General features: G+C 29.0%; 20 protein-coding genes. 18 read left to right on the top strand and 2 right to left on the bottom strand.

The genetic code is table 11. The features are described 5' to 3' along the window. The first annotated feature begins 109 nt into the window (after positions 1-109). From KGF36_RS14180 to KGF36_RS14160, 5 genes are all read left to right on the top strand, one after another. Complete coding sequence (locus tag KGF36_RS14180) at positions 110-1,294, top strand: amidohydrolase family protein (RefSeq protein ID WP_227828632.1); 1,185 nt, start codon at positions 110-112, stop codon at positions 1,292-1,294. Between the two features lie 97 nt (positions 1,295-1,391). Then, complete coding sequence (locus KGF36_RS14175; protein WP_227436432.1) at positions 1,392-1,580, top strand: ferredoxin; 189 nt, start codon at positions 1,392-1,394, stop codon at positions 1,578-1,580. Positions 1,581-1,730: 150 nt separating this feature from the next. After that, the gene (locus KGF36_RS14170) at positions 1,731-2,381 is read left to right on the top strand and encodes an HAD family hydrolase (protein ID WP_227828633.1); all 651 of its coding nucleotides are present in this window, start codon (positions 1,731-1,733) and stop codon (positions 2,379-2,381) included. Between the two features lie 102 nt (positions 2,382-2,483). Continuing rightward, a complete protein-coding gene (locus KGF36_RS14165; protein ID WP_227828634.1) occupies positions 2,484-3,422 on the top strand; it encodes an SDR family oxidoreductase in 939 nt (312 codons plus the stop codon). Between the two features lie 25 nt (positions 3,423-3,447). Further along, positions 3,448-4,299 (top strand): metallophosphoesterase, encoded by an 852-nt coding sequence (locus KGF36_RS14160; protein WP_227854804.1) that lies wholly within the window; start codon positions 3,448-3,450, stop codon positions 4,297-4,299. Between the two features lie 292 nt (positions 4,300-4,591). Here the strand turns inward: KGF36_RS14160 and KGF36_RS14155 are convergent, their stop codons facing one another. Continuing rightward, positions 4,592-5,332 carry an ATP-binding protein gene (locus KGF36_RS14155; protein WP_227854803.1) on the bottom strand — a complete coding sequence of 247 codons (741 nt, stop codon included), beginning with the start codon at positions 5,330-5,332 and terminating at the stop codon, positions 4,592-4,594. 124 nt (positions 5,333-5,456) lie between these two features. Between KGF36_RS14155 and KGF36_RS14150 the strand changes: the two genes are divergently transcribed. From KGF36_RS14150 to KGF36_RS14125, 6 genes are all read left to right on the top strand, one after another. Next, positions 5,457-6,173, top strand: a complete 717-nt coding sequence (locus KGF36_RS14150; protein ID WP_227828637.1) for a M15 family metallopeptidase — start codon at positions 5,457-5,459, stop codon at positions 6,171-6,173. Positions 6,174-6,306: 133 nt separating this feature from the next. Then, positions 6,307-6,999: a response regulator transcription factor gene (locus tag KGF36_RS14145; RefSeq protein WP_227828638.1), complete on the top strand. Its 693-nt coding sequence runs from the start codon at positions 6,307-6,309 to the stop codon at positions 6,997-6,999. After that, a complete protein-coding gene (locus KGF36_RS14140; protein ID WP_227828639.1) occupies positions 6,989-8,176 on the top strand; it encodes a sensor histidine kinase in 1,188 nt (395 codons plus the stop codon). The genes KGF36_RS14145 and KGF36_RS14140 overlap by 11 nt, the downstream gene beginning before the upstream one ends. Positions 8,177-8,453: 277 nt before the next feature. Next, positions 8,454-8,909: an S-ribosylhomocysteine lyase gene (locus KGF36_RS14135; RefSeq protein ID WP_227828640.1), complete on the top strand. Its 456-nt coding sequence runs from the start codon at positions 8,454-8,456 to the stop codon at positions 8,907-8,909. After that, positions 8,899-9,624 (top strand): vitamin B12 dependent-methionine synthase activation domain-containing protein, encoded by a 726-nt coding sequence (locus KGF36_RS14130; RefSeq protein ID WP_227828641.1) that lies wholly within the window; start codon positions 8,899-8,901, stop codon positions 9,622-9,624. The genes KGF36_RS14135 and KGF36_RS14130 overlap by 11 nt, the downstream gene beginning before the upstream one ends. Beyond that, positions 9,596-11,977 (top strand): homocysteine S-methyltransferase family protein, encoded by a 2,382-nt coding sequence (locus KGF36_RS14125; protein ID WP_227828642.1) that lies wholly within the window; start codon positions 9,596-9,598, stop codon positions 11,975-11,977. The genes KGF36_RS14130 and KGF36_RS14125 overlap by 29 nt, the downstream gene beginning before the upstream one ends. A gap of 204 nt (positions 11,978-12,181) precedes the next feature. Here KGF36_RS14125 and KGF36_RS14120 read toward each other — a convergent pair whose 3' ends face one another. Then, a complete protein-coding gene (locus KGF36_RS14120) occupies positions 12,182-13,411 on the bottom strand; it encodes an aminopeptidase (protein WP_227828643.1) in 1,230 nt (409 codons plus the stop codon). A gap of 396 nt (positions 13,412-13,807) precedes the next feature. On the opposite strand from KGF36_RS14120, the gene KGF36_RS14115 reads away from it, so the two are divergent. The 7 genes from KGF36_RS14115 to carB (KGF36_RS14085) form a co-directional block, all read left to right on the top strand. Beyond that, on the top strand, positions 13,808-14,722 hold the full coding sequence (locus KGF36_RS14115) for a nitroreductase family protein (protein ID WP_227828644.1): 915 nt from the start codon (positions 13,808-13,810) through the stop codon (positions 14,720-14,722). 23 nt (positions 14,723-14,745) lie between these two features. Continuing rightward, positions 14,746-15,381, top strand: coding sequence for a DUF1847 domain-containing protein (locus KGF36_RS14110; protein ID WP_227828645.1), 636 nt, complete (start codon positions 14,746-14,748; stop codon positions 15,379-15,381). Between the two features lie 375 nt (positions 15,382-15,756). Further along, positions 15,757-16,473, top strand: a complete 717-nt coding sequence (pyrF, locus tag KGF36_RS14105; RefSeq protein WP_227436407.1) for an orotidine-5'-phosphate decarboxylase — start codon at positions 15,757-15,759, stop codon at positions 16,471-16,473. Positions 16,474-16,498: 25 nt separating this feature from the next. Beyond that, positions 16,499-17,542, top strand: a complete 1,044-nt coding sequence (carA, locus tag KGF36_RS14100) for a glutamine-hydrolyzing carbamoyl-phosphate synthase small subunit (protein WP_227828646.1) — start codon at positions 16,499-16,501, stop codon at positions 17,540-17,542. A 52-nt stretch (positions 17,543-17,594) separates the two neighbouring features. Beyond that, positions 17,595-20,801, top strand: coding sequence for a carbamoyl-phosphate synthase large subunit (gene carB / locus KGF36_RS14095; RefSeq protein ID WP_227854802.1), 3,207 nt, complete (start codon positions 17,595-17,597; stop codon positions 20,799-20,801). Between the two features lie 257 nt (positions 20,802-21,058). Continuing rightward, on the top strand, positions 21,059-22,108 hold the full coding sequence (carA, locus tag KGF36_RS14090) for a glutamine-hydrolyzing carbamoyl-phosphate synthase small subunit (protein WP_227828648.1): 1,050 nt from the start codon (positions 21,059-21,061) through the stop codon (positions 22,106-22,108). A 179-nt stretch (positions 22,109-22,287) separates the two neighbouring features. Further along, positions 22,288-24,782 (top strand): carbamoyl-phosphate synthase (glutamine-hydrolyzing) large subunit (gene carB / locus KGF36_RS14085; protein ID WP_227854801.1); only part of this gene is annotated, 2,495 nt, incomplete at its 3' end.

Genomic DNA, 24,782 nt, shown 5'->3' with positions numbered 1-24,782 from the left:
ATAGTATAATATAATGAATAAGTCTAGAATATTTTTATTTTTAGACTTATTTTCTTTATGTAAGAAAAAACTATTAGAGAAATTATACTGTAATTAGGATGTGGAATAAATGAAAAACTTACTTATAAGGAATGGGACAATAATATCTCCAAAGGATGGTATCAAATTTGAAAAAAGAGATATCTTAGTTTTACATGGAAAGATATATGATATTGGATTAAATCTTAAAGAAATGATAAGAAAAGAAAAAATACTCATAAACAAAGAGTTTGAGATAATAAATGCTAATAACATGTATATTTCTCCTGGATTTATAGATGTTCATACCCATTGTTATAAGAGAAAATTACCTACAGGTATGGATTCTGATTCAATTGGAATTGAAAAAGGTTCAACAGTTATATTTGATGCAGGTACAGCAGGTCCTGTAAATTACTACGATTTTAAGAAAAAATATATGGATGAATGTAAGACTGAAGTATATTCATTTTTAAATGTAACTAATGAGGGATTAAATATATTGAATGAATCAACATCTTTAGATGTTATAAATTTTGATAACATTGAGTCCATTGTAGAAAAAAATATGGAAAAGATAAAGGGTATAAAAGTAAAAGCAAGTAAATTTCAATCTAGTACAGATGGTATAGATATAATTAAAAAGTCAAAACAAATTGCAGAAAAATTAAATTTACCATTAGTGGTATATATAGGGGAGTATCCATCATATATAGATGAAGTAATGAATATTTTAGGAAAGGGAGATATAGTTACACCTGTATATGGAAATAGCACAAATGGAATATTTAATGAATCTGGTGGCTTGAGAGAATCTGTATTAAATGCAAAAGATAGAGGTGTATTATTTGATGTATGTCATGGGTTAGAACAGTTTGACTTTGAAGTCTTTAAAAAAGCAGTAAATCAAGGATTAGAGCCAGATTTAATAAGTACAGATATGCATATAAAAAATATGAAAGATATACATTATTCTCTTTTAAATGTTGTAAATAAAATTATGGAACTTGGTATACCTCTAGAAAAATGTATAGAAAAAGTAACTGAATATCCAACAAAAGTTTTTAATTTGCAAGGAAGTCAAGGTAGGATAAAAGTTGGTGGAGAAGGCGATTTTACAATATTTACAATAGATGATAGTAAAGAAATTATAACAGATTATAATAATAATGAACTAATGCTAAATAAAAAATTGAGCTTACAATATACTATAAAATCATGGATGAAAAGTAGTGAAGTTTATAGACATTGGTATGATGGGACTGTAATAAATTAAGTCATATTGATAAAAAAGGAAAAATATGTTTAAATTAGTATATATTGGATAAATATGTAAGGAACAATAATTATAATTTTAGGGGAGGTATTTTAGTATGAAAGCATTTGTTGATAAGGATGTATGTGTAGCTTGTGGAGCGTGTATAGGAACATGTCCAGACGTTTTTAGTATGAGTGATGAAGGTCATTCAGTTGCAATTGAAGGAGAAATACCAGCAGAATTACAGGATTTATGTAAAGAAGCAGAAGAAGGATGTCCAGTTTCAGCTATAACAGTTAAATAAAACTGTTTAAATTTAGTTTAAAGACAACATATAAGATTTGATTATTATTTAAGCTATAGTATTAGATTAAGATTCTATTACTATAGCTTTTTAAAATAGATAAACTCAAAAGATAAAGTATTATTTTTATAAAAAGTGGAGGATTTAAATATGAAAAAAAATTATGAAATAGTGTTATTTGACCTGGATGGAACACTTACAGACCCTAAAGAAGGAATAACAAAGTCTATTCAATATTCTTTAAGTAGTTTTGGGATAGAAGAAGAATTGGATAACTTAGAACAATTTATAGGGCCACCCCTACATGCTACTTTTAAAGACTATTATAAATTTGAAGATGAAAAGGCAACAGAAGCTGTTGAAAAGTATAGAGAATACTTTTCTGACAGAGGAATATTTGAAAATAAAATTTATAAAGATATAAAAGAGACTTTAAAAATACTTTATGAAAATGGAAAAACATTATTATTGGCTACTTCTAAACCAACAGTTTTTGCAGAAACCATACTTAAATATTTTGGTATAGATAGATATTTTAAATATATCGCAGGCAGTAATCTTGATGGTACAAGAGTAAATAAAAATGAAGTTATAGAATATGTGTTAGATTTGTGTGATGTAACAGATAAAGATAAGGTCATTATGATTGGCGATAGAAAATACGATATAATTGGAGCTAATAAAATAGGTGTAGATTCTATAGGTGTATTGTATGGATATGGCTCTTTTGATGAGATTAGTAAAAGTAATCCTACTTATATTGTCGAAAGTGTTAAATCTATAAAAGATATTTTGCTATAAATATCTTTTATAGACAAAAACAATACAAAATGGTGTAGCATATTTAAAAATATGATATTATAATTAAGGAAGCCATTTAAAAAAGAGGAGGATGCACTTGAAATGAAATCTATTTTAATCATGGGTGGAAGCGACTTTATAGGTTCTGCACTTGCTAAGCGTTTAATTAAATGTGGGTATCAAATAGATATACTTACGAATGGTAAAAAGGAAATAGATTATAAAGGTTTTAGAGAGCACTTAATTTGCGATAGAAAAGTACGCAAAGATATGGAAAACATTATCAATGGAAGACAGTATGATTACATATATGATATGACAGCATATACAAAAGAGGATGTTGGTAATCTTATTGATTTTGTAAACTTAGATAATTTAAAAAAATACATAGTATTGTCAGCAGGAGCCGTATACAAAGATAGTGGAAGAAATGTAAAAGAAGATAATGAAAAAGGTGAAAATGAAAATTGGGGTAAATATGGACTTAACAAAAAAGAAACAGAAGATTTTGTTATAAATAGCTCTATACCATATATAATTATTAGGCCAACTTATATATATGGGGAAAATAATAATTTGTATAGAGAATATTATTTCTTTGAAAAAATAGAAAAAAACGAAAAAATACCAGTACCTAAAGGAAAACAAGTAAGCAATCAATTTATATATATTGGGGATTTAGTAAAAGTGCTAGAAAGTGTAATGAAAAATTCTCATGTAAGAGAAGCGTATAATGTAACAAATCCACAGTTAATATCTTGGGATGAACTTATATATACATGTGGAGAAGTTATTGGGAAGGAACCTATTATAAAATATGTAGACATGGAAAAAGTTGAGTTTAGAGAGAGAACTTACTTCCCATTTAGGAATATAGACTTTAATCTAGATATAAATAAGCTTATTGAACATGGTCTTTATATACCAAATATTTTATTAAAAGAAGGTCTTACAAGAACATATAAATGGTTTTTAGCTAATAAGCCAAAATTACACGATAGAAAAATGGACAAAGTTGAGTCTGTAATTCAAATAGTTTAATATAATAAATAAGTAGGTAGATACTTTGAAATTAAAGACAAAACGTTTTTTAAAATTTTTTATATTGATATTTGTTTTAATTTTTATATACTCAGTTGCAATAGAACCGAGTCTATTAATTGTGAAAACATATAATATAAATGAAGATGGAAACATGATTAAAGAAAATATAGTAAAAAATGAGAACGAGACTATAAAAGTAGTTCAGATTTCAGATACTCAAATAGGCAGTTTTTATTCAACTAATAAACTCAAAAAAGTAGCTAATAAGGTGAATGCCTTAAATCCAGATATATTAGTATTTACTGGAGATTTAATTGATTATTCTAATAAAAATCCAGATATAGATGAAATTACAAAGATTTTATCTAGTATGAATGCAAGGTTAGGAAAATTTTCAGTATTTGGTAATCATGATTATATGTATGAACTTCCTAGGTATTATAGACAAATTATGAAAAATTCTAACTTTCATCTTTTAGTTAATGAAAATAAGAAAATAAAACTTGAAGACAATAAGTATATTAATATACTTGGAGCTGATGAGATATTAAATGGTAACCCAAATATACAAGATTTGGAAAGTAAAACTGATTATAATAGTTTTAATTTATTGCTAGCACATGAACCAGATTTGGTAGATATGCTCAGTAAAGATACCATGAATTTAGTTTTATCTGGACATAGTCATGGCGGTCAAATAAGATTGCCTTTCAAGGGAGCTTTAGTCACTCCTCCATATGGAAGGAAATACACTAAAGGATTTTATGATATAAAAGGAAATCATCTATATGTGAGTTCTGGTCTTGGAAGTACAAAGTTGCCGTTTAGATTTTTTAATGTACCAGAGATAGTCGAATTTAATATTCTAATCTAGTATAGAATATTGTTTTTATGAAATATAGAGGGATAGAAATTTTAAGAATAAATTGAGTTAAGAATATAAAAAGTTTAAGTTATAGTTAATACATTTATTAGAATCGATAATAATATTAATAACTATTAAAATATAGATATAAAAAATAATAAAAATATAAAAGATTATAATATAGCAAGATTGTGTCAATTATAAATAGAGAGTATTTATAATTAATACAATCTTGCATTTCTTTATATAAAGATATTAATTTTTATACAATGTATGAAAGCGATTTAATGTTATATTTAAATTATTTTAAATAAATATTTTTTATCTTTTCTTTATCCCATATAAAAAGTTTTTCTGAATTATTTAAAGCTCCAAATACATTCCTTTTAAAATCTGGCATTTCTTTATTTAAATTAGCAATAAGATTTTTTATGTATTCTCTCCTAGTATGGCCATTTGCAGGACATGGATTTGCTATGATAGGATAGTTACACTCCTTTGAAATCTTCTTAGTCATATATTCTTCTATGTAAATCATAGGTCTTATAACAGTTAAATCTTGTCTATCTAAATATGTCTTTGGTGAAAAACAATTAACTCTTCCTTCATAAAACATAGACATTAAAAATGTCTCAATAGCATCATCCTTATGGTGTCCTAGAGCTACTTTGTTGCACCCAAGTTTCTTTGAGTTGTCATTTAAAGCACCTCTTCTTAAATTAGCACATAATGCACAAGGATTTTTTTCTTTTCTTATATCAAATACGATTTCTTTTATATTAGTTTGAAATTCATAAAAAGGTACATTTATTTCCTCGCATAACTTATTTAATGGGGAGTTATCAATTCCGCCAGGATTTAGTGTTACAGCTATTAATTCAAACTTTTGTGGAGAAAATCGTTGATAATTTTTAAGCATATGAAGTAATGTCAAACTATCTTTTCCACCAGAAAGACCAACTGCAATTTTATCATTTTCTTGTATCATATCAAAGTCTTGTATAGCCTTACGGGCTTTACTAAGAAGTTTTTGCATAGACATTTTTAGCACCATCCTTTATTTGAAAATATAAACTTAAGAATAACTTAAGGTTTACTTATAAAATACTTAAAACTTATACTCTAAAATTAACATTAACAAACATAACAAAGGAGACGATTTAACCATGAAAAAATTAAAATTGATGTTAGCCATTATAGTATTAGTATTTATAAGTATGTTTATAGTTAAAGATAAAATTCTGAAAGATGAAGAACTGACTGGAACTGCTCAATTTGCTTCATCAGAAGATGTTGAAGCAAATTCTCAGAAAAAAAATCACTCAAATAGTATAGCAGATAATATATTATTGGTAAACAAGACAAATGAACTTAGTAAAGATTATATGCCAAAAGATATTACTAAAGTAAATATAGAGTTTGTTCCAGAAGCTACTGAAGAGGAAAAACAAATGGCAGGAGAACCTGCAAAAGCAGTAGAAGACTTAGTTAGACAAGCTAATGAAGAAGGAATACAGTTTTTAGGGTCTTCAGCATATCGGTCTTATGATACTCAACAAGATACTTATACAAGAAGAGTAAATTCTCAAGGTCAGGAAAAAGCCGATGCATATGTAGCAAAACCTGGACATAGTGAACATCAATCTGGACTGTGTATTGACTTGACAAATCCAGAAAGATGGTTTGTTGGAAGCACAAAAGAAGCCATATGGTTGGCAGAAAATGCTCATAAATTTGGATTTATAATAAGATATCCTAAAGGTAAAGAAGATATAACAGGTACAGCATATGAGCCATGGCACATTAGATATGTGGGTAAGGATGTCGCTGAGGAAATTTATTCAAAAGGGTTAACTTTGGAAGAATATTTACAAAGCAAATAATAAAACAACATAACATAAATTGTATAATATTACTAAATGTAATATAAATAAATTTGATAGATTAGACTACTTTAAGTATAGTATAATTTTAGATGAGTAAGAACTATATTAAAGTAAGTTAGGACGTGAAAAAGTGAAAGATACAATTCTTGTTGTGGATGATGAAAAGGAAATAAGAGACCTTGTAGAGATATATCTTTTAAATGATGGATATAATGTAATTAAAGCTAAAGATGGACAAGAAGCTTTAGATATTTTAAAAAAAGAAAATATTCATCTGATGGTATTGGATATAATGATGCCAAAGATGGATGGGATAGCAGTTTGTAGAAAAGTTAGAGAAAGTTTAAATATACCAATACTTATGCTGAGTGCAAAATCAGAGGATATGGACAAGATACAAGGAATAATGACGGGTGCAGATGACTATCTAACAAAGCCATTTAATCCACTTGAACTTACTGTGAGAGTAAAAGCATTACTTAGAAGAGCGTATTATTTTAGTGGTACTGACAAAGAAAATAAAGATGTCATAGAAGTAGGAGTGGTGTTAATAGATAAGGAAAAACATAGTGTAACAGTAGCTGGCAAGGATATATTTTTGACATCAAGAGAATTTGATATCTTGTATTTACTAGCAAATAATAGAGGTAGAGTATATAGTACAGAAGAGATATTTGAAAAAGTGTGGAAAGAACAATACTACCAATCTAACAATACTGTAATGGTTCATATGAGTAGGATAAGAGATAAAATTGAAAAGTATACAGATGGAGAAAAAATAATTCATACTGTATGGGGGGTAGGATATAAAATTGAAAAATAAGAGTGTATTAAATTATATGTTTCGCCCTATAGTAGACTTTATAATAAGTTGTATTATAACCCTAATGATTATGTTAACAAGTGTATATATAATAAAGATATTATATATTAGAACTACTTTATCTACGATTAATTACCTTATGCGTAGTTTAAGAGGCATTAGAGCTGTTATAGGAGACAGTACATTATATTCTGTTTTATTTCTGACAGCATCATTATCAATTTATTCATTAATGTCATACAAGAGAAATAAAAAACTTGTAAATTTTCTAAAAGATACTGATAACAAAAATAAAAAACTAGAAATTATCATGGATGCTGTAAACTCAATGGAGGAAGGCGATTTAGAAAAAAGTATAGATATTGAGTATGAGTCAAATGGATTAAGTGATAAAAAAATTGATGAGATTGATGAACTTGCAAATAAAATCAATAGTATAGTTTATCAACTTAGAAATATAACTGTTGAAGAAAGACAAGCTCAACAGACTAAAACGGATTTAATAACAAATGTTTCGCATGACTTAAGAACTCCTTTAACCTCAATAATGGGTTATCTGGGATTGATAGAAGATGGTAAGTATAAAGATGAAGTTCAGTTGATGTATTATGTTAATATTGCATATGAGAAATCAAAAAGTTTAAATATACTTATAAATGATTTATTTGAACTTACAAAAATGCAAAATAATACAATAAGATTAAAAAAAATAGATATAAACTTGGTAGAACTATTAAGTCAAATAGTATCTCAACTTGGATTTTATTTTAAAAAAGAATTTATGGTTAGTAGAGTTAACTTCAATGAAGAAAAATTAATTATAAATGCTGACCCAAATAAATTGGTGAGAGCTTTTGAAAATCTTATAACCAATGCTATGAAATATGGAAAAGAAGGAATTTATGTAGATATAGTAACTGCCAAAAAAGGAAATATGGCGATTGCAAAAGTTATAAATTATGGAGAACCCATTCCAGTATTGGATTTACCAAATATATTTGATAGATTCTATAGAGTTGAAAAATCAAGAAATAGCAATGATGGAGGTTCTGGATTAGGTCTTGCAATTACAAAAAATATTGTGAATTTACATGGTGGGGAAATTACTGTTTCAAGTAATATACATCAAACTGTATTTGAGGTACAGCTACCAATAATACAAGAAACTGTGCAATAAGATAAAAGTATGATTTAGATGCACAAATATTTATAGCATAAAGTGTTTACAAAAATAAAAAAGTAATATATAATTTAAGTCAGTTTAATAAGATACTTATCAAGAATTAGGGGAGAGAGTTAGCTCAGTGAACCTATACCAACCTTTTATTAGGTGGTCCTGCTAACAACGATGAGATGATTGGAAATAATATACTCTTCTTATCAATAGTGGATAGGGAGAGTTTTTTTATAGATTTAAAGTAACAAATTTTTAAGTGATAATGGAGGATTCAAAAATGGAAAAAGTAGAAAGTTTTAAATTAGACCATACAAAAGTTAAAGCTCCTTTTGTGAGAAAGTGCAGTGTACTTGATGGAGTTAAAGGAGATAAAATAAGTAAATTTGACTTGAGATTTTTACAACCAAATGTAGAAAGCTTTGGAACTGCTGCTATGCATGGTTTAGAACATTTACTAGCAACTTATTTAAGAGAGACATTAGATGGTGTGATAGACTTATCTCCAATGGGATGCAGAACAGGATTTTATTTAATATTATGGGGAGATGTAGATGCTAAGACAGTTAAAGATGGTTTAGAAAAGGCATTAAAGAAAGTAATTGAATCTGATAAAATGCCAGCTGCTACAGCTTTAGAATGTGGAAATTATAGAGACTTATCTTTATTTGGAGCAAAAGAATATGCAAAAGATGTTTTAGATAAAGGATTTTCTCTTAATATATATGGAGAATAATTTAATTGAAAGAGAAAGTATAAGCATAAATCAAAGTGAAGTTTTAAGGTATTTACAATATAAAGGACAAGAAATAGATAAAGAACTTAAAGAAACTATTGATGAATGTATAGAAACAGCCAAAAACAAGATAAATCCTAGATATATATCTAGGATTTATCCTATCAAAATAAATAAAGATAAGATTGTAGAACTAGAGGGAACAAATTTAACTTTAAAGAGTAAGGATATATATGAACTTCTAAAAAACTGTGATGAATGTGTAATTATGGCAGCGACTTTGGGAATAGAAGTAGAAAAGGAAATAAAAAGATACTCTTACTCAGATTTAACAAAAGGACTAATAATTGATTCATGTGGAACAACAGCAATAGAAGAAGTATGTGATATTGTTCAAAACAACATAGAAAAGGTTTTTTTAGAACAAAACAAATTTATAACTATGCGATATAGCCCAGGATATGGGGACTTACCAATAGAGAAAAATATAGATATATTAAATGTTTTAAATGCTCAAAAACAAATAGGACTCACAATTACATCAAATGGGATTATGATACCAAGAAAATCAGTAGTAGCTATTATAGGCATTTCTAATTTAAAAATAGATAAATCAAAGAAAGAAAAATCGTGTGAAAATTGTAAAAACTACAGAAATTGTACATATAGAAAAGGAGCGAATTCTTGTGGAAATAAGACAATATCTAAAGGATAATATATTAATATTTGATGGTGCAATGGGAACAATGCTTCAACAAAAGGGGTTAAAAATAGGTGAAAATCCAGAAGTATTTGGTCTTCAAAATCCAGAAAAACTTATAGAGATACATACATCATATTTAGAGGCAGGCTCAAATGTAATTCTTACAAATACTTTTGGGTGTAATGAATTAAAATTAGATAGTGAATATACAGTAGAAAAAGTTATCGACAATGCCATTTTAGTGGCTAGAAAAGCTATAGAAAATGTAGATAACACTAAACCTAGATATGTAGCACTAGATATTGGTCCTATAGGAGAAATGTTAGAGCCTATGGGAACTTTAAGCTTTGACAGAGCATATGAGATATTTAAAAGACAAGTATTACAGGGTGTTAAATCTGGAGCTGATGTAATAGTAATAGAGACTATGATGGACTTATATGAAGCTAAAGCTGCTGTTTTAGCGGCTAAGGAGAATTCTGATTTACCTGTTTTCTGTACTATGACATTTGATGAGAGTGGGAGAAGTTTTACTGGATGTATGCCAGAAAGTATGGTTGCTACAATAGAAGGGCTGGGGGTTGACGCAATAGGAGTAAACTGTTCATTAGGTCCTAAACAACTTTTACCAATAGTAAAAAAAATCGTGTCAAGAGCTTCAATACCTGTAATGGTTCAAGCAAATGCAGGTTTACCAAATATAGTTGATGGAGAAGCTATATATGATGTTGATGCAAAGGAATTTTTTGAGGGAGTCAAAAAATTTGTTGAAGCTGGAGCAACTATAATAGGCGGATGTTGTGGCACAAATCCAAGCTTTATAAAAGAAATATCTGAAAATATAAGTTCTGTTAAAAAGGGAAGTACCGAAAAGATTGATAAGTGTGTAGTTTGTTCGCCATCAAAATTTGTGGAAGTAGAATCGCCTACAGTTGTCGGAGAAAGATTAAATCCAACAGGTAGAAAATCTTTACAAGAAGCTTTAAAAAATGAAAATTTAGATTATGCAATAAATTTAGGGCTAGAACAAGTAAGTGCTGGGGCACAAATATTAGGTGTGAATGTTGGTTTGCCAGAAATAGATGAAAAGAAATTAATGCCAAAGTTAATAAAAGAGATTCAAGCAGTAGTAGACACACCATTACAAGTCGATTCTTCCGATGTAGAGGCTTTAGAACAAGGTCTTAGATATTATAATGGTAGAACAATCGTAAACTCTGTAAACGGCAAAGAAGAGTCTTTAGAAAGTATATTACCAATAGTTAAAAAGTATGGTGCATGTGTGGTTGGTCTTGCATTAGACGAAAAAGGTATACCAAAAAAAGCTGAGGAAAGATTTGAAATAGCAAAAAAAATAGTTGATAGAGCAGTTTCTTATGGAATAAAACCAAAAGATATATTTATAGATTGTTTATCACTAACTGTTTCAGCTCAACAAGAGGAAGCAATAGAAACTATAAAGGCCATAACAATGGTTAAGACATTAGGGGTAAAAACTATACTAGGGGTTTCAAATATTTCATTTGGACTTCCAAATAGAAAAGCACTTAATGCCTCTTTTTTAACACTAGCTTTAGGAGCTGGGCTTGACTTAGCAATTATAAATCCAAACGAATATAGCATGATGGAGGCTGTTAATTCTTTTAGAATCTTAAATAATACAGATAAAGGATGTATAAATTACATAAATCAATATAGCAATATAAATAATTCAAAACAGTCTGATTCCACTGTTAAAGCTAATAAAGATTTGTCACTAGATGTTTTAGTTGAAAGAGGATTAAAAGAAGAAGCCAAAAATGTAACATTGAATCTTTTAAAAGAGAAGGATGAAAATTATATATTAGATAAAATTTTAATTCCAGCTCTTGATAGAGTAGGAAAGAAATACGATAGTGGAGACATCTTTTTACCACAACTGATTCAATCAGCAGAAACAGTAAAAACTTCACTAAATACAATAAAAGAAACCTTACTAAGTAGAAGTAGTGACAATGTATCTAAAGGAAAAATAATAGTTGCTACAGTAAAAGGGGATATTCATGATATTGGAAAAAATATAGTAAAAATAATGCTAGAGAATTATGGATATGAAGTTATAGACCTAGGAAAAGATGTTCCAATTGAAGAAGTAGTAGAGGTTGCTAAAAAAAGAAATATAAAGTTAGTGGGATTGAGTGCACTTATGACTACAACTGTTCAAAGTATGAAAGATACAATTCAAGCATTAAGAGATAATGAAATAAATGCAAAGGTATTTGTAGGTGGTGCAGTTTTGACAGAGGAATATGCTGAGGAAATGGGAGCTGACTATTATTCAAAAGATGCAAAATCTGCTGTTGAGATAGCAAAGTTAAATTTTTAGCATGGAAATTAAAATAAAGGTTTTACTAAACAGGATATTTTATATATAATATAGATATAAGTTTTAGAAACTTATATCCAAAATAATAGGAATTAATCTATAATAATGAGATTAATTAATATAAAAAAATATTTATCATCAACATTAAAAAGGGCTGGGAAGTCTGGTATAACTTCCGTCAGCCCTTTTTAGTATAAAAATAAGTTAAAAAGCCCAATTGCCATTTTTGAAAATCTGTATATGTTTTCCATCATGAGTTTCTCCGACAATATCCATGTCTGAAGAGCCAACCATAAAGTCAACATGTGTTAGACTATCATTTACTCCATGTTCATCCAATTCTTCATCTTTCAAATCATTTCCACCATCTAAGCAAGTCTTATAAGCAGAACCAATTGCAAAGTGGCAAGAAGCATTTTCATCATATAAAGTATTATAAAAAATAATATTTGTATCAGATATTGGAGAGTTATATGGAACAAGAGCAACCTCTCCTAGATAATGAGAACCTTCATCTGTTTCAATAAGTTTCTTTAATGTTTCCAATCCCTTTTCAGCAGAGAAATCTACTATTTTACCATCTTTGAATGTCAAAAAGAAATTATCAATTATATTTCCTCCATAAACAAGAGGTTTAGTGCTGTAAACAGTTCCATTGACTTTAAACTTGTGTGGCATTCCAAAAATCTCTTCAGTTGGAATGTTAGGATTAAAGCTTACTCCATTAGGGTCTTTAGATGCTCCGCTCAACCAAATATGACCTTTTGGTAAATCCAAAGTTAAATTAGTTTTTGAAGATTTATACTTTAAAGTTTTGAAATTACTTTCATTTAAAAAATCCATTTTAGACTTTAGATTTTCATTATGTTCTTTCCATGCTTTTATAGGGTCTTGTCCATCAACTCTTGAACACTTAAATATGGTATCCCATAACTTATCTACTGCTTCGTTTTCTGATAAATTTGGAAATACTTTTTTTGCCCAATCTTTTGTTGGTACAGAAACTATACTCCATTTACATTTATCTGTTAGCGTATAAGAACGCCACTCTTTTAAAGCCTTTCCAGAAGCTTTTTGAAAGTTAGCAACTTTCTCAGGGTCAACATCTTTTAATAAATCTGGGTTTTGAGCATATACTGATAAAAATGCTCCACCTTCTTTAGCTATGTCTACATATTGATCTGCTGTCCATTTTGGAAACTCATGAAATGCTTCGTCTGGTGCATATAAATATTTAATAAGAGTACTTTCTTCATCAGACCATTCTATATATACATTTTTAGCACCACATTTATATGCTTCCTTTAGTGCATTTCTTGCAAAATCAGCACATTCAATTGGTGATTTTATAAGTAAAGTTTGACCTGGTTGTATGTTAACTCCGACCTTAATTGCTAACTCAGCATATTTTTCTAAATTTTTATTAAAATCCATATTATTCCTCCTGTATTTTTAATATTAAATAACTTATAAAATATTATATCATTAAATAACTTATAAAATATTAATATCATTACTTAGATTTTGGGTCATATTTAAAATATTTATACTCAATAGACTGAGAAATAAAAAACACTTATTTTAATTAAAATAGATTGTTTAAATATATAATTGCAACTAAGACGTTATTTTTTGTTGATAATAGTATTAAAGTAGAAATAAAAATACTTTTTTAGTGAAAAGCTATACAAGAATACCGAAAAAAACTTATAATATAATAATGAGATAGATATTTATAATGAAATAAAAAATTTTCTGGCAAAGCTTATATATGTTTAAATATAGTAGTTTATATATTATGAACAGAAGATTTCAGTTAGGAGGGCATAAATGGAGCTTTATGAAGCCATTTTTTATAGAAAATCTGTAAGAAATTTTTCCAGTACAAAACTAAAAAAGCCATTAATGGAAGAAATAAAAAGAAGTTGTAAAAATTTAGAATACTTAAATGAAGATTTAAATATTAAAGCACATGTTGTTGATAGAGGTCATATAATACACTTTTTAATGGGAAAAGAGTGTAAAGTAAAAGCACCTCATTATATAGTAGTCACATCAGATAAAGGAAAAGACTATCTACAAAATATAGGTTTTGCCACTGAAGGTATAGTCTTACGTCTTACAACGTTAGGAGTAGCTACTTGTTGGTTGGAGTCGACATTAAAAAGAGAAGATATCTTGGAATTTGTAGATATTGGCAACAAAGACCCAAGAGAAGATGAAGAAGACGATTTAGATTATTTAGCTGGAATAAAAACGGAAGAAGAAGATGAAAACAAAATAGAGAATCCATATATAATAATAGCTTTTGGATATCCGGCAAAAAATGAAGATTTATTTAGGACAAGACACGCTAGGCCTGATAGAAAACCAGTAAAAGATATCATAAATAAAATAAATAGAAATAGGAAATGGAAAGAAATATTAGAATTTACAAGAAGAGCTCCATCTGTGAAAAACTCTCAACCTTGGTATTTTCATAAAGATGAACGAGGTCTTCATCTATTTGAAAAGAAACCTAAGAAACATTGTGAAGATATGAATAAGGTTAGCTTAGGAGTAGGCTTAAGACATTTTGATATAGCATGTATAAAAAATAAAATAGATGTTTCATATGAAAAACTTCCTATAAAGAATAGAATAGGAAAGTCATATTTTATAACTGTAGTTGAACATGTAAAACCAGAAGAAGAAACTCAAGATGAAAATTTAAGTTTGGAAAAAGAAGAATCACAAAATGAATAAAATTTTGAGAGGGGATAGTAGGTATGTATAAGTGTGGGAAATGTAATCTTAGAGGCTGTTCAGATGGAGATATGGATAAGCTAATGAAGATATGTCCAACTAGAGAAATTGAGTTACAAGAAAAAGCAAAAAAACTTTATGAAGATGAAGAAAATAGAAAAATAGCTTATAATGCTGGATTAATTGAAACAGAGGGATACTGTCAATATACTAGGTTAAAAGAGATTATAGAGTTTGCTAAAAAATGTGACTATAAAAAAATTGGTATAGCGTTTTGTATTGGTTTAAAAAGAGAAATGCAAACAGTACAAAAGGTATTTGAACATCATGGATTTGAAGTGTTTTCTGTGATATGTAAAAATGGAGCAATGCCTAAAAGTACAGTTGGATTAGAAGCATCTCAAACGATATCAAAGTGTGCAGATGAAATAATGTGTAATCCAATAGGGCAGGCTTTGTTTTTAAATGAAGCTAAAGTTGACCTTAATATAATTCTTGGACTATGTGTTGGACATGATACATTAGCTATGAAATATATGGAAGCTCCTATAACAACTCTAATTGTCAAAGATAGAGTAACTGGGCATAATCCAGCTGCTGCGATATATAATGCAGAGTCTTATTTTGAAAAAAAATTGTTTGATAAAGATAAAGAATAATTCAAAGACTTATTGACATAAAAAGCAATTAGTGGTTTAATTATAAAAAAGATGAAACTTTAAAATATCCTTAAGATACATAAAGTTATATAAATAAAGAAAAATATTACAGCTAAATTCCTTAAATTAGTCCAGAGAGACTAAAGGGTTATAGATAGTGTTAATATATAACCTCTAGTAAATCTTCTAGAGGTTTTTGATGAGTATAAAATAAAAATTTAAATATAATAAAGTCTTTTAAACTAGTCCAGAGAGACTGGGAAAGATATCTCATAGCTAATAAATAGAGTTATGTATAGATAAAATCCTTGTGCCTCTTTTGGTGTGAGGATTTTTTTATGAGGATTTAGGCTTTATTAAAAAGGAGATGTAAAAATGATAAATGGTAAAGAGAAGCTAATAGTTGCAATTGATACTGACGAATTTGATAAAGCTAAAGAACTAATAGACAAATTAGAAGATAGTGTAGATATATTTAAAGTAGGACTAGAACAATATGTGGCTACAAAAGGAAAGACTATAGACTATTTAAAAGAAAAAGGTAAAAAAATATTTCTAGACCTTAAATTCCATGATATTCCAAATACTATGAAAAGTGCAGTAAGAGCTGCAGTAAGAGATAATGTTTGGTTAATGACAATACATGTATCAGACATGGAAGGGATGAGACAATGTGCACTAGTTGCTAAAGAAGAAGCAGAGAGATTAAATATAGAAAAACCTTTGGTGGTTGGAGTAACAGTTTTAACTTCATTAAGCAACCAAGACTTACAAGATATAGGATGTAATATGACAACAGAAGAATTGGCTATAAAGAGAGCTAAATTAGCAAAAGAATCAGGAATAGATGGAGTTGTTTGCTCAGCTCAAGAAGTAGATAAGATAGTAGAAGCGTGTGGAACTGATTTTATAACAGTTTGCCCAGGGATAAGACCTAAGTCAGCAGAAGTTGGAGACCAAAAAAGAGTTGTTACTCCATCAGATGCAATAAAAAGAGGAGCTCATTATTTAGTTGTTGGAAGACCTATAACAAAAGCAGAAAGTCCAAGAGAATCAGCTATTAATATTGTAAAAGAAATAGAAAATGCTTAGATAAAACATTTGGGAGGTAGCTTATATGAAGGGGAAATTAATTTTAGAAGATGGAACAGTATTTGAAGGAAAAGCATTTGGATATTTAAAGGAAGCTGTTGGTGAAGTTGTGTTTAATACTTCAATGGCAGGATATGGTGAACTACTGACAGATGCAACTTATTATGGACAAATAGTGACAATGACATATCCACTTATAGGGAACTATGGAATAAATTTAGAAGATGTTGAATCAAATAAAGTGCAAGTAAAAGGACTTATAGTAAGAGAAAAAAGTGACAACCCAAATAATTTTAGATGTGAAATGGATATAGACACATATCTAAAGCAAAATAAAGTAATTGGACTTGAAGGAATAGATACAAGAGCATTGACTAAGATTATTAGAAATAATGGAACAAAAAGAGGTATTATAACTTTAGAAAATGTATCATTACAAGAAGTTCAGTCTAAATTGACAGAGTGTTGCAATAAAGATTCAGTTAAAAGTGTTACAAGAAAAGAAATTGAAAATATTAAAGGGACTGGTGCTAAAGTTGTAGTTGTAGACTTTGGTGTTAAAAATAGTATATTAGATTCACTGAAAGCTTGTAACTGCGACATAACAGTAGTACCAGCAATGACTACTTCAGAAGAAATTTTAAGAATAAACCCTGACTTGATATTATTATCTAATGGGCCAGGTAATCCAGAAGATATAAATGATATAGTTGAAAATATAAAGAAATTAGTAGGCAAAAAACCACTAGCAGGAATCGGTTTAGGACATCAAATTTTGGCATTAGCATTAGGTGGAAAAACTTCAAAACTTGCATTTGGACATAGAGGAGGAAATCATCCAGTTAAATGTTTAGAAACAGGAAAAGTATTTATAACTTCTCAAAATCATGGATACAATGTTTCAGAAATGCCAGAAAATACAGAGATAACTCATGTAAATTTAAATGACAATACTATAGAAGGAATGAGACATAAGGAATTACCAATATATAGTGTTCAGTACATTCCAGAATACACAACAAAAGAAGATTTAGATTGTATATTTAATAAATTCTTAGCATTAATATAGATTTAGTATTATTTACAGATAGTAAAAACCATTTAGATAAGGAGAAAAATTTATGCCTAAATTAGATAGTATAAAGAAAACTTTAGTATTAGGGTCAGGACCAATAATAATAGGTCAAGCGGCAGAATTTGACTATTCAGGAACTCAAGCATGTCAATCTTTAAAAGAAGAAGGAATTGAAGTTGTATTAATAAATAGTAATCCAGCTACAATAATGACTGATAAAGAAGTGGCAGATAAAATATATATAGAACCATTAACAATAGAATTTATAGAAAAAATAATAGAGAAAGAAAGACCAGATAGTTTACTTGCAGGTATGGGTGGACAAACAGGATTAAACTTAGCAGTTGAGCTTTATGAAAAAGGCATACTAGATAAATACGGAGTAAAAATAATAGGTACTTCAGTAGAATCTATCAAAAAAGGTGAAGATAGAGATATATTTAGAGATGTAATGAAAGAAATAAATCAACCTGTAATAGTTAGTGATATAGTTACAGAGTTACAAGCAGGTCTTGATTATGCACTTACAATAGGGTATCCAGTAGTTGTAAGACCAGCATACACATTAGGTGGAACCGGTGGAGGTATAGCTGATACAGAGGAAGAATTAAGAGAGATACTTTCGCATGGATTGCAATTAAGCCCAGTTGGACAAGTATTAATTGAAAAAAGTATAAAAGGTTGGAAAGAAATAGAATATGAAGTAATAAGAGATTCAAAAGGAAACTGTATAGTTGTATGTAACATGGAAAATATAGACCCAGTTGGAGTTCATACAGGAGATAGTATAGTAGTTGCTCCAACACAAACTCTAAGCAATAAAGAATGTGCGATGCTTAAAAAAGCATCTTTAGATATATTAAATGCAGTAGAAGTTCAAGGTGGATGTAATGTTCAGTTTGCATTAAACCCACATAGTTTTGAATATGCAGTTATAGAGATAAATCCAAGAGTTAGTAGATCATCAGCACTAGCATCAAAAGCCACAGGATATCCAATAGCCAAAGTTTCATCAAAAATAGCTTTAGGATATACTTTGGATGAAATAGAAAATGCAGTAACTAAAAAAACTTATGCTTGTTTTGAGCCAACTATAGACTATGTAGTGGCTAAGATACCAAAATGGCCATTTGATAAATTTAAAAAGGCAAATAGAAAATTAGGAACTAAGATGATGGCAACTGGTGAAATAATGAGTATAGGAAGTAACTTTGAAGCTGCTATTCTTAAGGGAATAAGATCACTTGAAACAGGAAAATATTCATTAGTTCATGCACCATCAGAAGAGAGAAGTATTGAAGCGTTAAAGAAAAGAGTTGTAGTACCTGATGATGAAAGACTATTTGATTTAGCTGAAATGATAAGACGAGGCTATAAAGTAGAAATGATAGAGCAAATCACAGGAATAGACAAGTGGTTTATAAATAAATTTAAATGGATAGTTGAACAAGAAGAAAAATTAAAAGTTATGAAGATTGAAGACTTAACTAAAGATTATCTTCTTGAGTTAAAGAAAAAAGGATTCTCTGATAAAGGTATATCTGATTTAATGAAGATTAGCCCAGAAAAATTATATGAATTAAGAAGTCTATATAACATAAAACCAGCATACAAAATGGTCGATACATGTGCGGGAGAAATAGATGCTATATCTCCATATTACTACTCAACTTATGAGCAATATGATGAAGTAGTTGTTAGCGATAAGAAAAAAGTAATAGTGTTAGGCTCTGGGCCAATAAGAATAGGTCAAGGTATAGAATTTGATTATTGTTCAGTTCACTGTGTAAAATCTTTAAGAAAGATGGATATAGAAACTATAATCATAAACAATAACCCTGAGACAGTAAGTACAGATTTTGATACATCAGATAAACTATATTTTGAACCATTAACAGAAGAAGAAGTTTTAAGTATAATTGAAAAAGAAAAACCAGAAGGTGTAATACTACAATTTGGAGGACAAACAGCTATAAAACTAGCTAAGTTCTTACATGAGAAAAATATACCTATATTGGGAACGGACTTTGATGATATAGATGCAGCAGAAGACAGAGAAAAATTTGACGAATTATTAGAGAGATTAGATATAAATAGACCAAAAGGAAAAGGTGTATGGTCACTTAATGAAGGTATTGAAGTTGCTAATGAATTAGGTTATCCAGTATTAGTTAGACCATCTTATGTACTTGGTGGTCAAGGTATGGAAATAACTTACAATGAAGAAAAATTATCTCAATACCTACAGGATGCATTTGATAGAGACCATAAAAATCCAGTACTTATAGATAAATATCTAACTGGTAGAGAAATAGAAGTAGATGCTATATGTGATAAAGAAGATATATTAATACCTGGAATAATGGAACACTTAGAAAGAGCTGGGGTTCACTCTGGAGATAGTACAACAATGTATCCAAGCCAAAATATATCTGATAAGATAAAGGAAAAGATAGTAGAATACACTAAAAAAATAGCTTTAGACCTTAATGTACTTGGTATGGTTAATATACAATTTATAGAATTCCAAAATGAATTATATATAATTGAGGTTAACCCTAGAGCCAGTAGAACAGTCCCATATATAAGTAAAGTGAGTGGAGTACCAATAGTTGACTTAGCTACAAAATGTATGCTAGGAGCTAAATTAAAGGATTTAGGATATGGTACAGGAGTTTATAAAGAGCCTAAACTAGTATCAGTAAAAGTTCCAGTATTCTCAATGTCTAAATTAGCTAAAGTTGAAGTAAGTCTTGGACCTGAAATGAAATCTACAGGAGAAGTTTTAGGTGTAGGAGAAAATCTAGAAGAAGCTTTATATAAAGGATTCTTAGCAGCAGGTAGACATATGTCCGATGAAAGAGGAGTAGTGCTTGCTACTGTCAATAATAACGATAAAGATGAATTTATAGCAATAGCAAAAGATATGAAAGAGTTAGGATATACTTTTGTTGCAACAGAAGGTACAGCTAAGAGTCTAAGAGAAAATGGAATAGAGGCTGATATAGTAAACAGAGTTGAAGAGCCTAGACCAAACATACTAGATGCTATAAGAAATAAACAAGTTGATATAGTAATAAATACACCTACTAAAGGTAATGACTCAACAAGAGATGGATTTAAAATAAGAAGAACAGCTATTGAATTCTCTACTGAAATAATGACATCTTTAGATACATTAAAAGCCTTAGTAGAGGTTAAGAAAAAACACCTAAACAAAGATAAGTTAAAAGTTTACAATATAGCTGAATAGAAATTAAGTTGATTGTATAGTTTAAGAATTTAATCATTAAATTAAAAAGAAGAAGTTATTTTTTCTAGGAGTTTTTACTTTTGAGATAACTTCTTTTTTTTAAGAAATTTGTAGTATAATAGAAAAAGATAAAAAATAAATGCAAATGAGTATAAAACTAGAATGTAAAAGTGAAAAATATATATAGATATTTAAAAGATTATATTTAGTTAATGTTCTTTAGTTTGCCTAAAGAGAATTATAGGAGGTACTGTAATATGAAAGCAAGGTTAATATTAGAAGATGGGACAGTTTTTATAGGAAAAGCATTTGGATATTTAGAAGAAAGTGTAGGAGAAGTAGTATTTAATACTTCAATGATAGGATATGGTGAAGTTTTAACAGACCCTTCTTACTATGGTCAAATAGTTACTATGACTTATCCTCTTATAGGAAATTATGGTATAAATTTATCATCAGCAGAATCTGAAAAAGTGCAAGTGAAAGGATTTATAGTAAGAGAAAAAAGTGATTCTCCAAGTAATTTTAGATGTGAAATTGATATAGACCAATATTTAAAGCAAAATAAAGTGATAGGACTAGAAGGAATAGATACAAGAGCTTTAACTAAGATACTTAGAAATAATGGGACAATGAAAGGTATAATTACGTTAGAAGATAGTAAATTAGAAGATGTTAAACATAAATTAGATAAGTTTTCAAATACAGAAGCAGTTAGAACGGTTACAAGAAAAGAAGTAGAGCATATAGAAGGAAATGGTCCAAAAGTAGCTGTTATGGATTTTGGAGTTAAAAGAAACATCTTAAGATCATTTATAGCTCGTGGATGCGATATAACAATATTCCCAGCTACAACATCTCCAGAAGATGTATTAAGTATAAATCCTGATTTAATATTTTTATCAAATGGGCCTGGAGACCCAGAGGATTTAGAAGATGTTATAGAAAATATAAAAGTTCTAATTGGTAAAAAGCCTATAGTTGGAATATGCTTAGGACATCAGCTTTTAGCCTTAGCTCTTGGCGGAAAAACTGAGAAACTTAAATTTGGACATAGAGGTGGAAATCATCCAGTTAAAGATTTAGAAGAGGGAAAAGTATTTATAACTTCTCAAAATCATGGATATTATGTTTCAGAAGTTCCTGAACAAATGAAAGTGACACATATAAATTTAAACGATAATACTGTTGAAGGAATGAGACATGAGAAGCTAGATGTATACAGTGTTCAATACCACCCTGAAGCTTGTCCAGGGCCAAAAGACAATGACTATATTTTCGATAAGTTTTTAGAGTTTATAAAATAAATAATATCAGAATATATAGCTAAAAATAAGACTAACTTAAATCAAAAAAAGTATTGGTTTAATTAATATAGATATAATAAATAAACTCAAATTTAAAGATGAAATAAAGTAATTAAAATTGATTGTATAGATTATGAAGATAAAAACTGTGAAAATTGTTTAGATAAGGAGAAAGAGTTATGCCTAAATTAGATAGTATAAAGAAAACTTTAGTATTAGGGTCAGGGCCAATAATAATAGGTCAAGCAGCAGAATTTGACTATTCAGGAACACAGGCCTGCCAAGCACTAAAAGAAGAGGGAATAGAAGTTGTATTAGTAAATAGTAATCCAGCTACAATAATGACTGATAAAGAAATTGCAGATAAAATATATATAGAACCATTAACAATAGAATTTATAGAAAAAATAATTGAAAAAGAAAGACCAGATAGTTTACTTGCAGGTATGGGTGGTCAAACAGGACTAAACTTGGCTGTAGAATTACATGATGCTGGTATACTAGATAAATATAATGTAAAAGTTATAGGTACGTCTATAGAGTCTATAAAAAAGGGTGAGGATAGAGATTTATTTAGAGAAGTAATGAAAGAAATAAATCAACCTGTAATAGTTAGTGATATAGTTACAAATTTAGAAGCAGGTCTTGAATTTGCAAATAAAATAGGATATCCAGTGGTTGTAAGACCAGCATACACATTAGGTGGAACTGGTGGAGGTATAGCTGATACAGAGGAAGAATTAAGAGAGATACTTTCACATGGATTGCAATTAAGTCCAGTAGGTCAAGTTCTTCTTGAAAAGAGTATAAAAGGTTGGAAAGAAATAGAATATGAAGTAATGAGAGACGGAAATGGAAACTGTATAACTGTATGTAACATGGAAAATGTAGACCCAGTTGGAGTTCATACAGGAGATAGTATAGTTGTTGCTCCAAGTCAAACTTTAAGTGATGAAGAATACCAACTACTTAGAAAAGCATCAATAGATATAATAAATGCAATAGAAGTTCAAGGTGGATGTAATGTTCAAATAGCTTTAAATCCACATAGCTTAGAATATGCAATAATAGAAATAAATCCAAGAGTTAGTAGATCATCAGCACTAGCATCAAAAGCTACAGGATATCCAATAGCAAAAGTGGCGGCTAAAATAGCTTTAGGATATACTTTGGATGAAATAGAAAATGCGGTAACTAAAAAAACTTATGCTTGTTTTGAGCCAACTTTAGATTATGTGGTAGTAAAAATACCAAAGTGGCCATTTGATAAGTTTAAAAAGGCAAATAGAAAATTAGGAACTAAGATGATGGCAACTGGTGAAATAATGAGTATAGGAAGTAACTTTGAAGCTGCCATTCTTAAGGGAATAAGATCACTTGAAACAGGAAAATATTCATTAGTTCATGCTCCATCAGAAGGTAGAACATTAGAAGAGTTAAAGAAAAGAGTTGTAGTACCTGATGATGAAAGACTATTTGATTTAGCTGAAATGATAAGAAGAGGCTATAAAGTAGAAATGATAGAAGAAATCACTGGTGTTGATAAGTGGTTTATAAATAAATTTAAATGGATAGTTGAGCAAGAAGAAAAATTAAAAGGTCTTAAAATAGAAGATTTAGATAAGGAATACTTACATGAATTAAAGAAAAAAGGATTCTCTGATAAGGGTATATCTGACTTAATGAAGATTAGCCCAGAAAAATTATATGAACTAAGAAGTCTATATAATATACAACCAGTTTATAAAATGGTTGATACATGTGGAGGAGAATTTGAAGCTCTATCTCCATATTATTACTCAACTTATGAGCAATATGATGAAGTAGTTGTAAGTGATAAGAGAAAAGTGGTAGTATTGGGTTCTGGACCAATAAGAATAGGTCAAGGTATAGAGTTTGACTATTGTTCAGTTCACTGTGTAAAATCTTTAAGAAAAATGGGTATAGAAACTATAATTGTAAACAATAACCCTGAAACAGTAAGTACAGATTTTGATACATCAGATAAACTATATTTTGAACCATTAACAGAAGAAGAAGTTTTAAATATAATTGAAAAAGAAAAACCAGAAGGTGTAATACTACAATTTGGAGGACAAACAGCTATAAAACTAGCTAAGTTCTTACATGAGAAAAATATACCTATATTGGGAACTGATTTTGATGATATAGATGCAGCAGAAGACAGAGAAAAATTTGACGAATTATTAGAGAGATTAGATATAAATAGACCAAAAGGAAAAGGCGTATGGACAACTAATGAAGGTATTGAAGTTGCTAATGAATTAGGTTATCCAGTATTAGTTAGACCATCTTATGTACTTGGTGGCCAAGGTATGGAAATAACTTACAACGAGGAAAAATTAACTCAGTATTTAGATGATGCTTTTGCTAGAGACCATAAAAATCCAGTACTTATAGATAAGTATTTAACTGGTAGAGAAATAGAAGTAGATGCTATATGTGATAAAGAAGATATATTAATACCTGGAATAATGGAACATTTAGAAAGAGCTGGAGTTCACTCTGGAGATAGTACGACAATGTATCCAAGCCAAAATATATCTGATAAGATAAAAGATAAAATTCTAGAATATACTAAAAAAATAGCTTTAGACCTTAATGTACTTGGTATGGTTAATATACAATTTATAGAATTCCAAAATGAATTATA

Source organism: Clostridioides sp. ZZV14-6009 (assembly GCF_020658095.1).
In the GTDB taxonomy this organism is placed as follows: Bacteria; Bacillota; Clostridia; order Peptostreptococcales; family Peptostreptococcaceae; genus Clostridioides.
This window is presented reverse-complemented; position numbering and strand designations above follow the sequence as displayed.

Bases quoted from the DNA above. Each gene is read 5' to 3' on its own strand.
- KGF36_RS14150 (WP_227828637.1), top strand. From the start codon at position 5,457: ATGAAAAAATTAAAATTGATGTTAGCCATTATAGTATTAGTATTTATA.
- KGF36_RS14170 (WP_227828633.1), top strand. From the start codon at position 1,731: ATGAAAAAAAATTATGAAATAGTGTTATTTGACCTGGATGGAACACTT.
- KGF36_RS14130 (WP_227828641.1), top strand. From the start codon at position 8,899: ATGGAGAATAATTTAATTGAAAGAGAAAGTATAAGCATAAATCAAAGT.
- carB (WP_227854802.1), top strand. From the start codon at position 17,595: ATGCCTAAATTAGATAGTATAAAGAAAACTTTAGTATTAGGGTCAGGA.
- KGF36_RS14110 (WP_227828645.1), top strand. From the start codon at position 14,746: ATGTATAAGTGTGGGAAATGTAATCTTAGAGGCTGTTCAGATGGAGAT.
- KGF36_RS14155 (WP_227854803.1), bottom strand. From the start codon at position 5,332: ATGTCTATGCAAAAACTTCTTAGTAAAGCCCGTAAGGCTATACAAGAC.
- KGF36_RS14135 (WP_227828640.1), top strand. From the start codon at position 8,454: ATGGAAAAAGTAGAAAGTTTTAAATTAGACCATACAAAAGTTAAAGCT.
- KGF36_RS14120 (WP_227828643.1), bottom strand. From the start codon at position 13,411: ATGGATTTTAATAAAAATTTAGAAAAATATGCTGAGTTAGCAATTAAG.
- carA (WP_227828646.1), top strand. From the start codon at position 16,499: ATGAAGGGGAAATTAATTTTAGAAGATGGAACAGTATTTGAAGGAAAA.
- KGF36_RS14180 (WP_227828632.1), top strand. From the start codon at position 110: ATGAAAAACTTACTTATAAGGAATGGGACAATAATATCTCCAAAGGAT.
- KGF36_RS14165 (WP_227828634.1), top strand. From the start codon at position 2,484: ATGAAATCTATTTTAATCATGGGTGGAAGCGACTTTATAGGTTCTGCA.
- KGF36_RS14115 (WP_227828644.1), top strand. From the start codon at position 13,808: ATGGAGCTTTATGAAGCCATTTTTTATAGAAAATCTGTAAGAAATTTT.
- pyrF (WP_227436407.1), top strand. From the start codon at position 15,757: ATGATAAATGGTAAAGAGAAGCTAATAGTTGCAATTGATACTGACGAA.
- KGF36_RS14175 (WP_227436432.1), top strand. From the start codon at position 1,392: ATGAAAGCATTTGTTGATAAGGATGTATGTGTAGCTTGTGGAGCGTGT.
- carA (WP_227828648.1), top strand. From the start codon at position 21,059: ATGAAAGCAAGGTTAATATTAGAAGATGGGACAGTTTTTATAGGAAAA.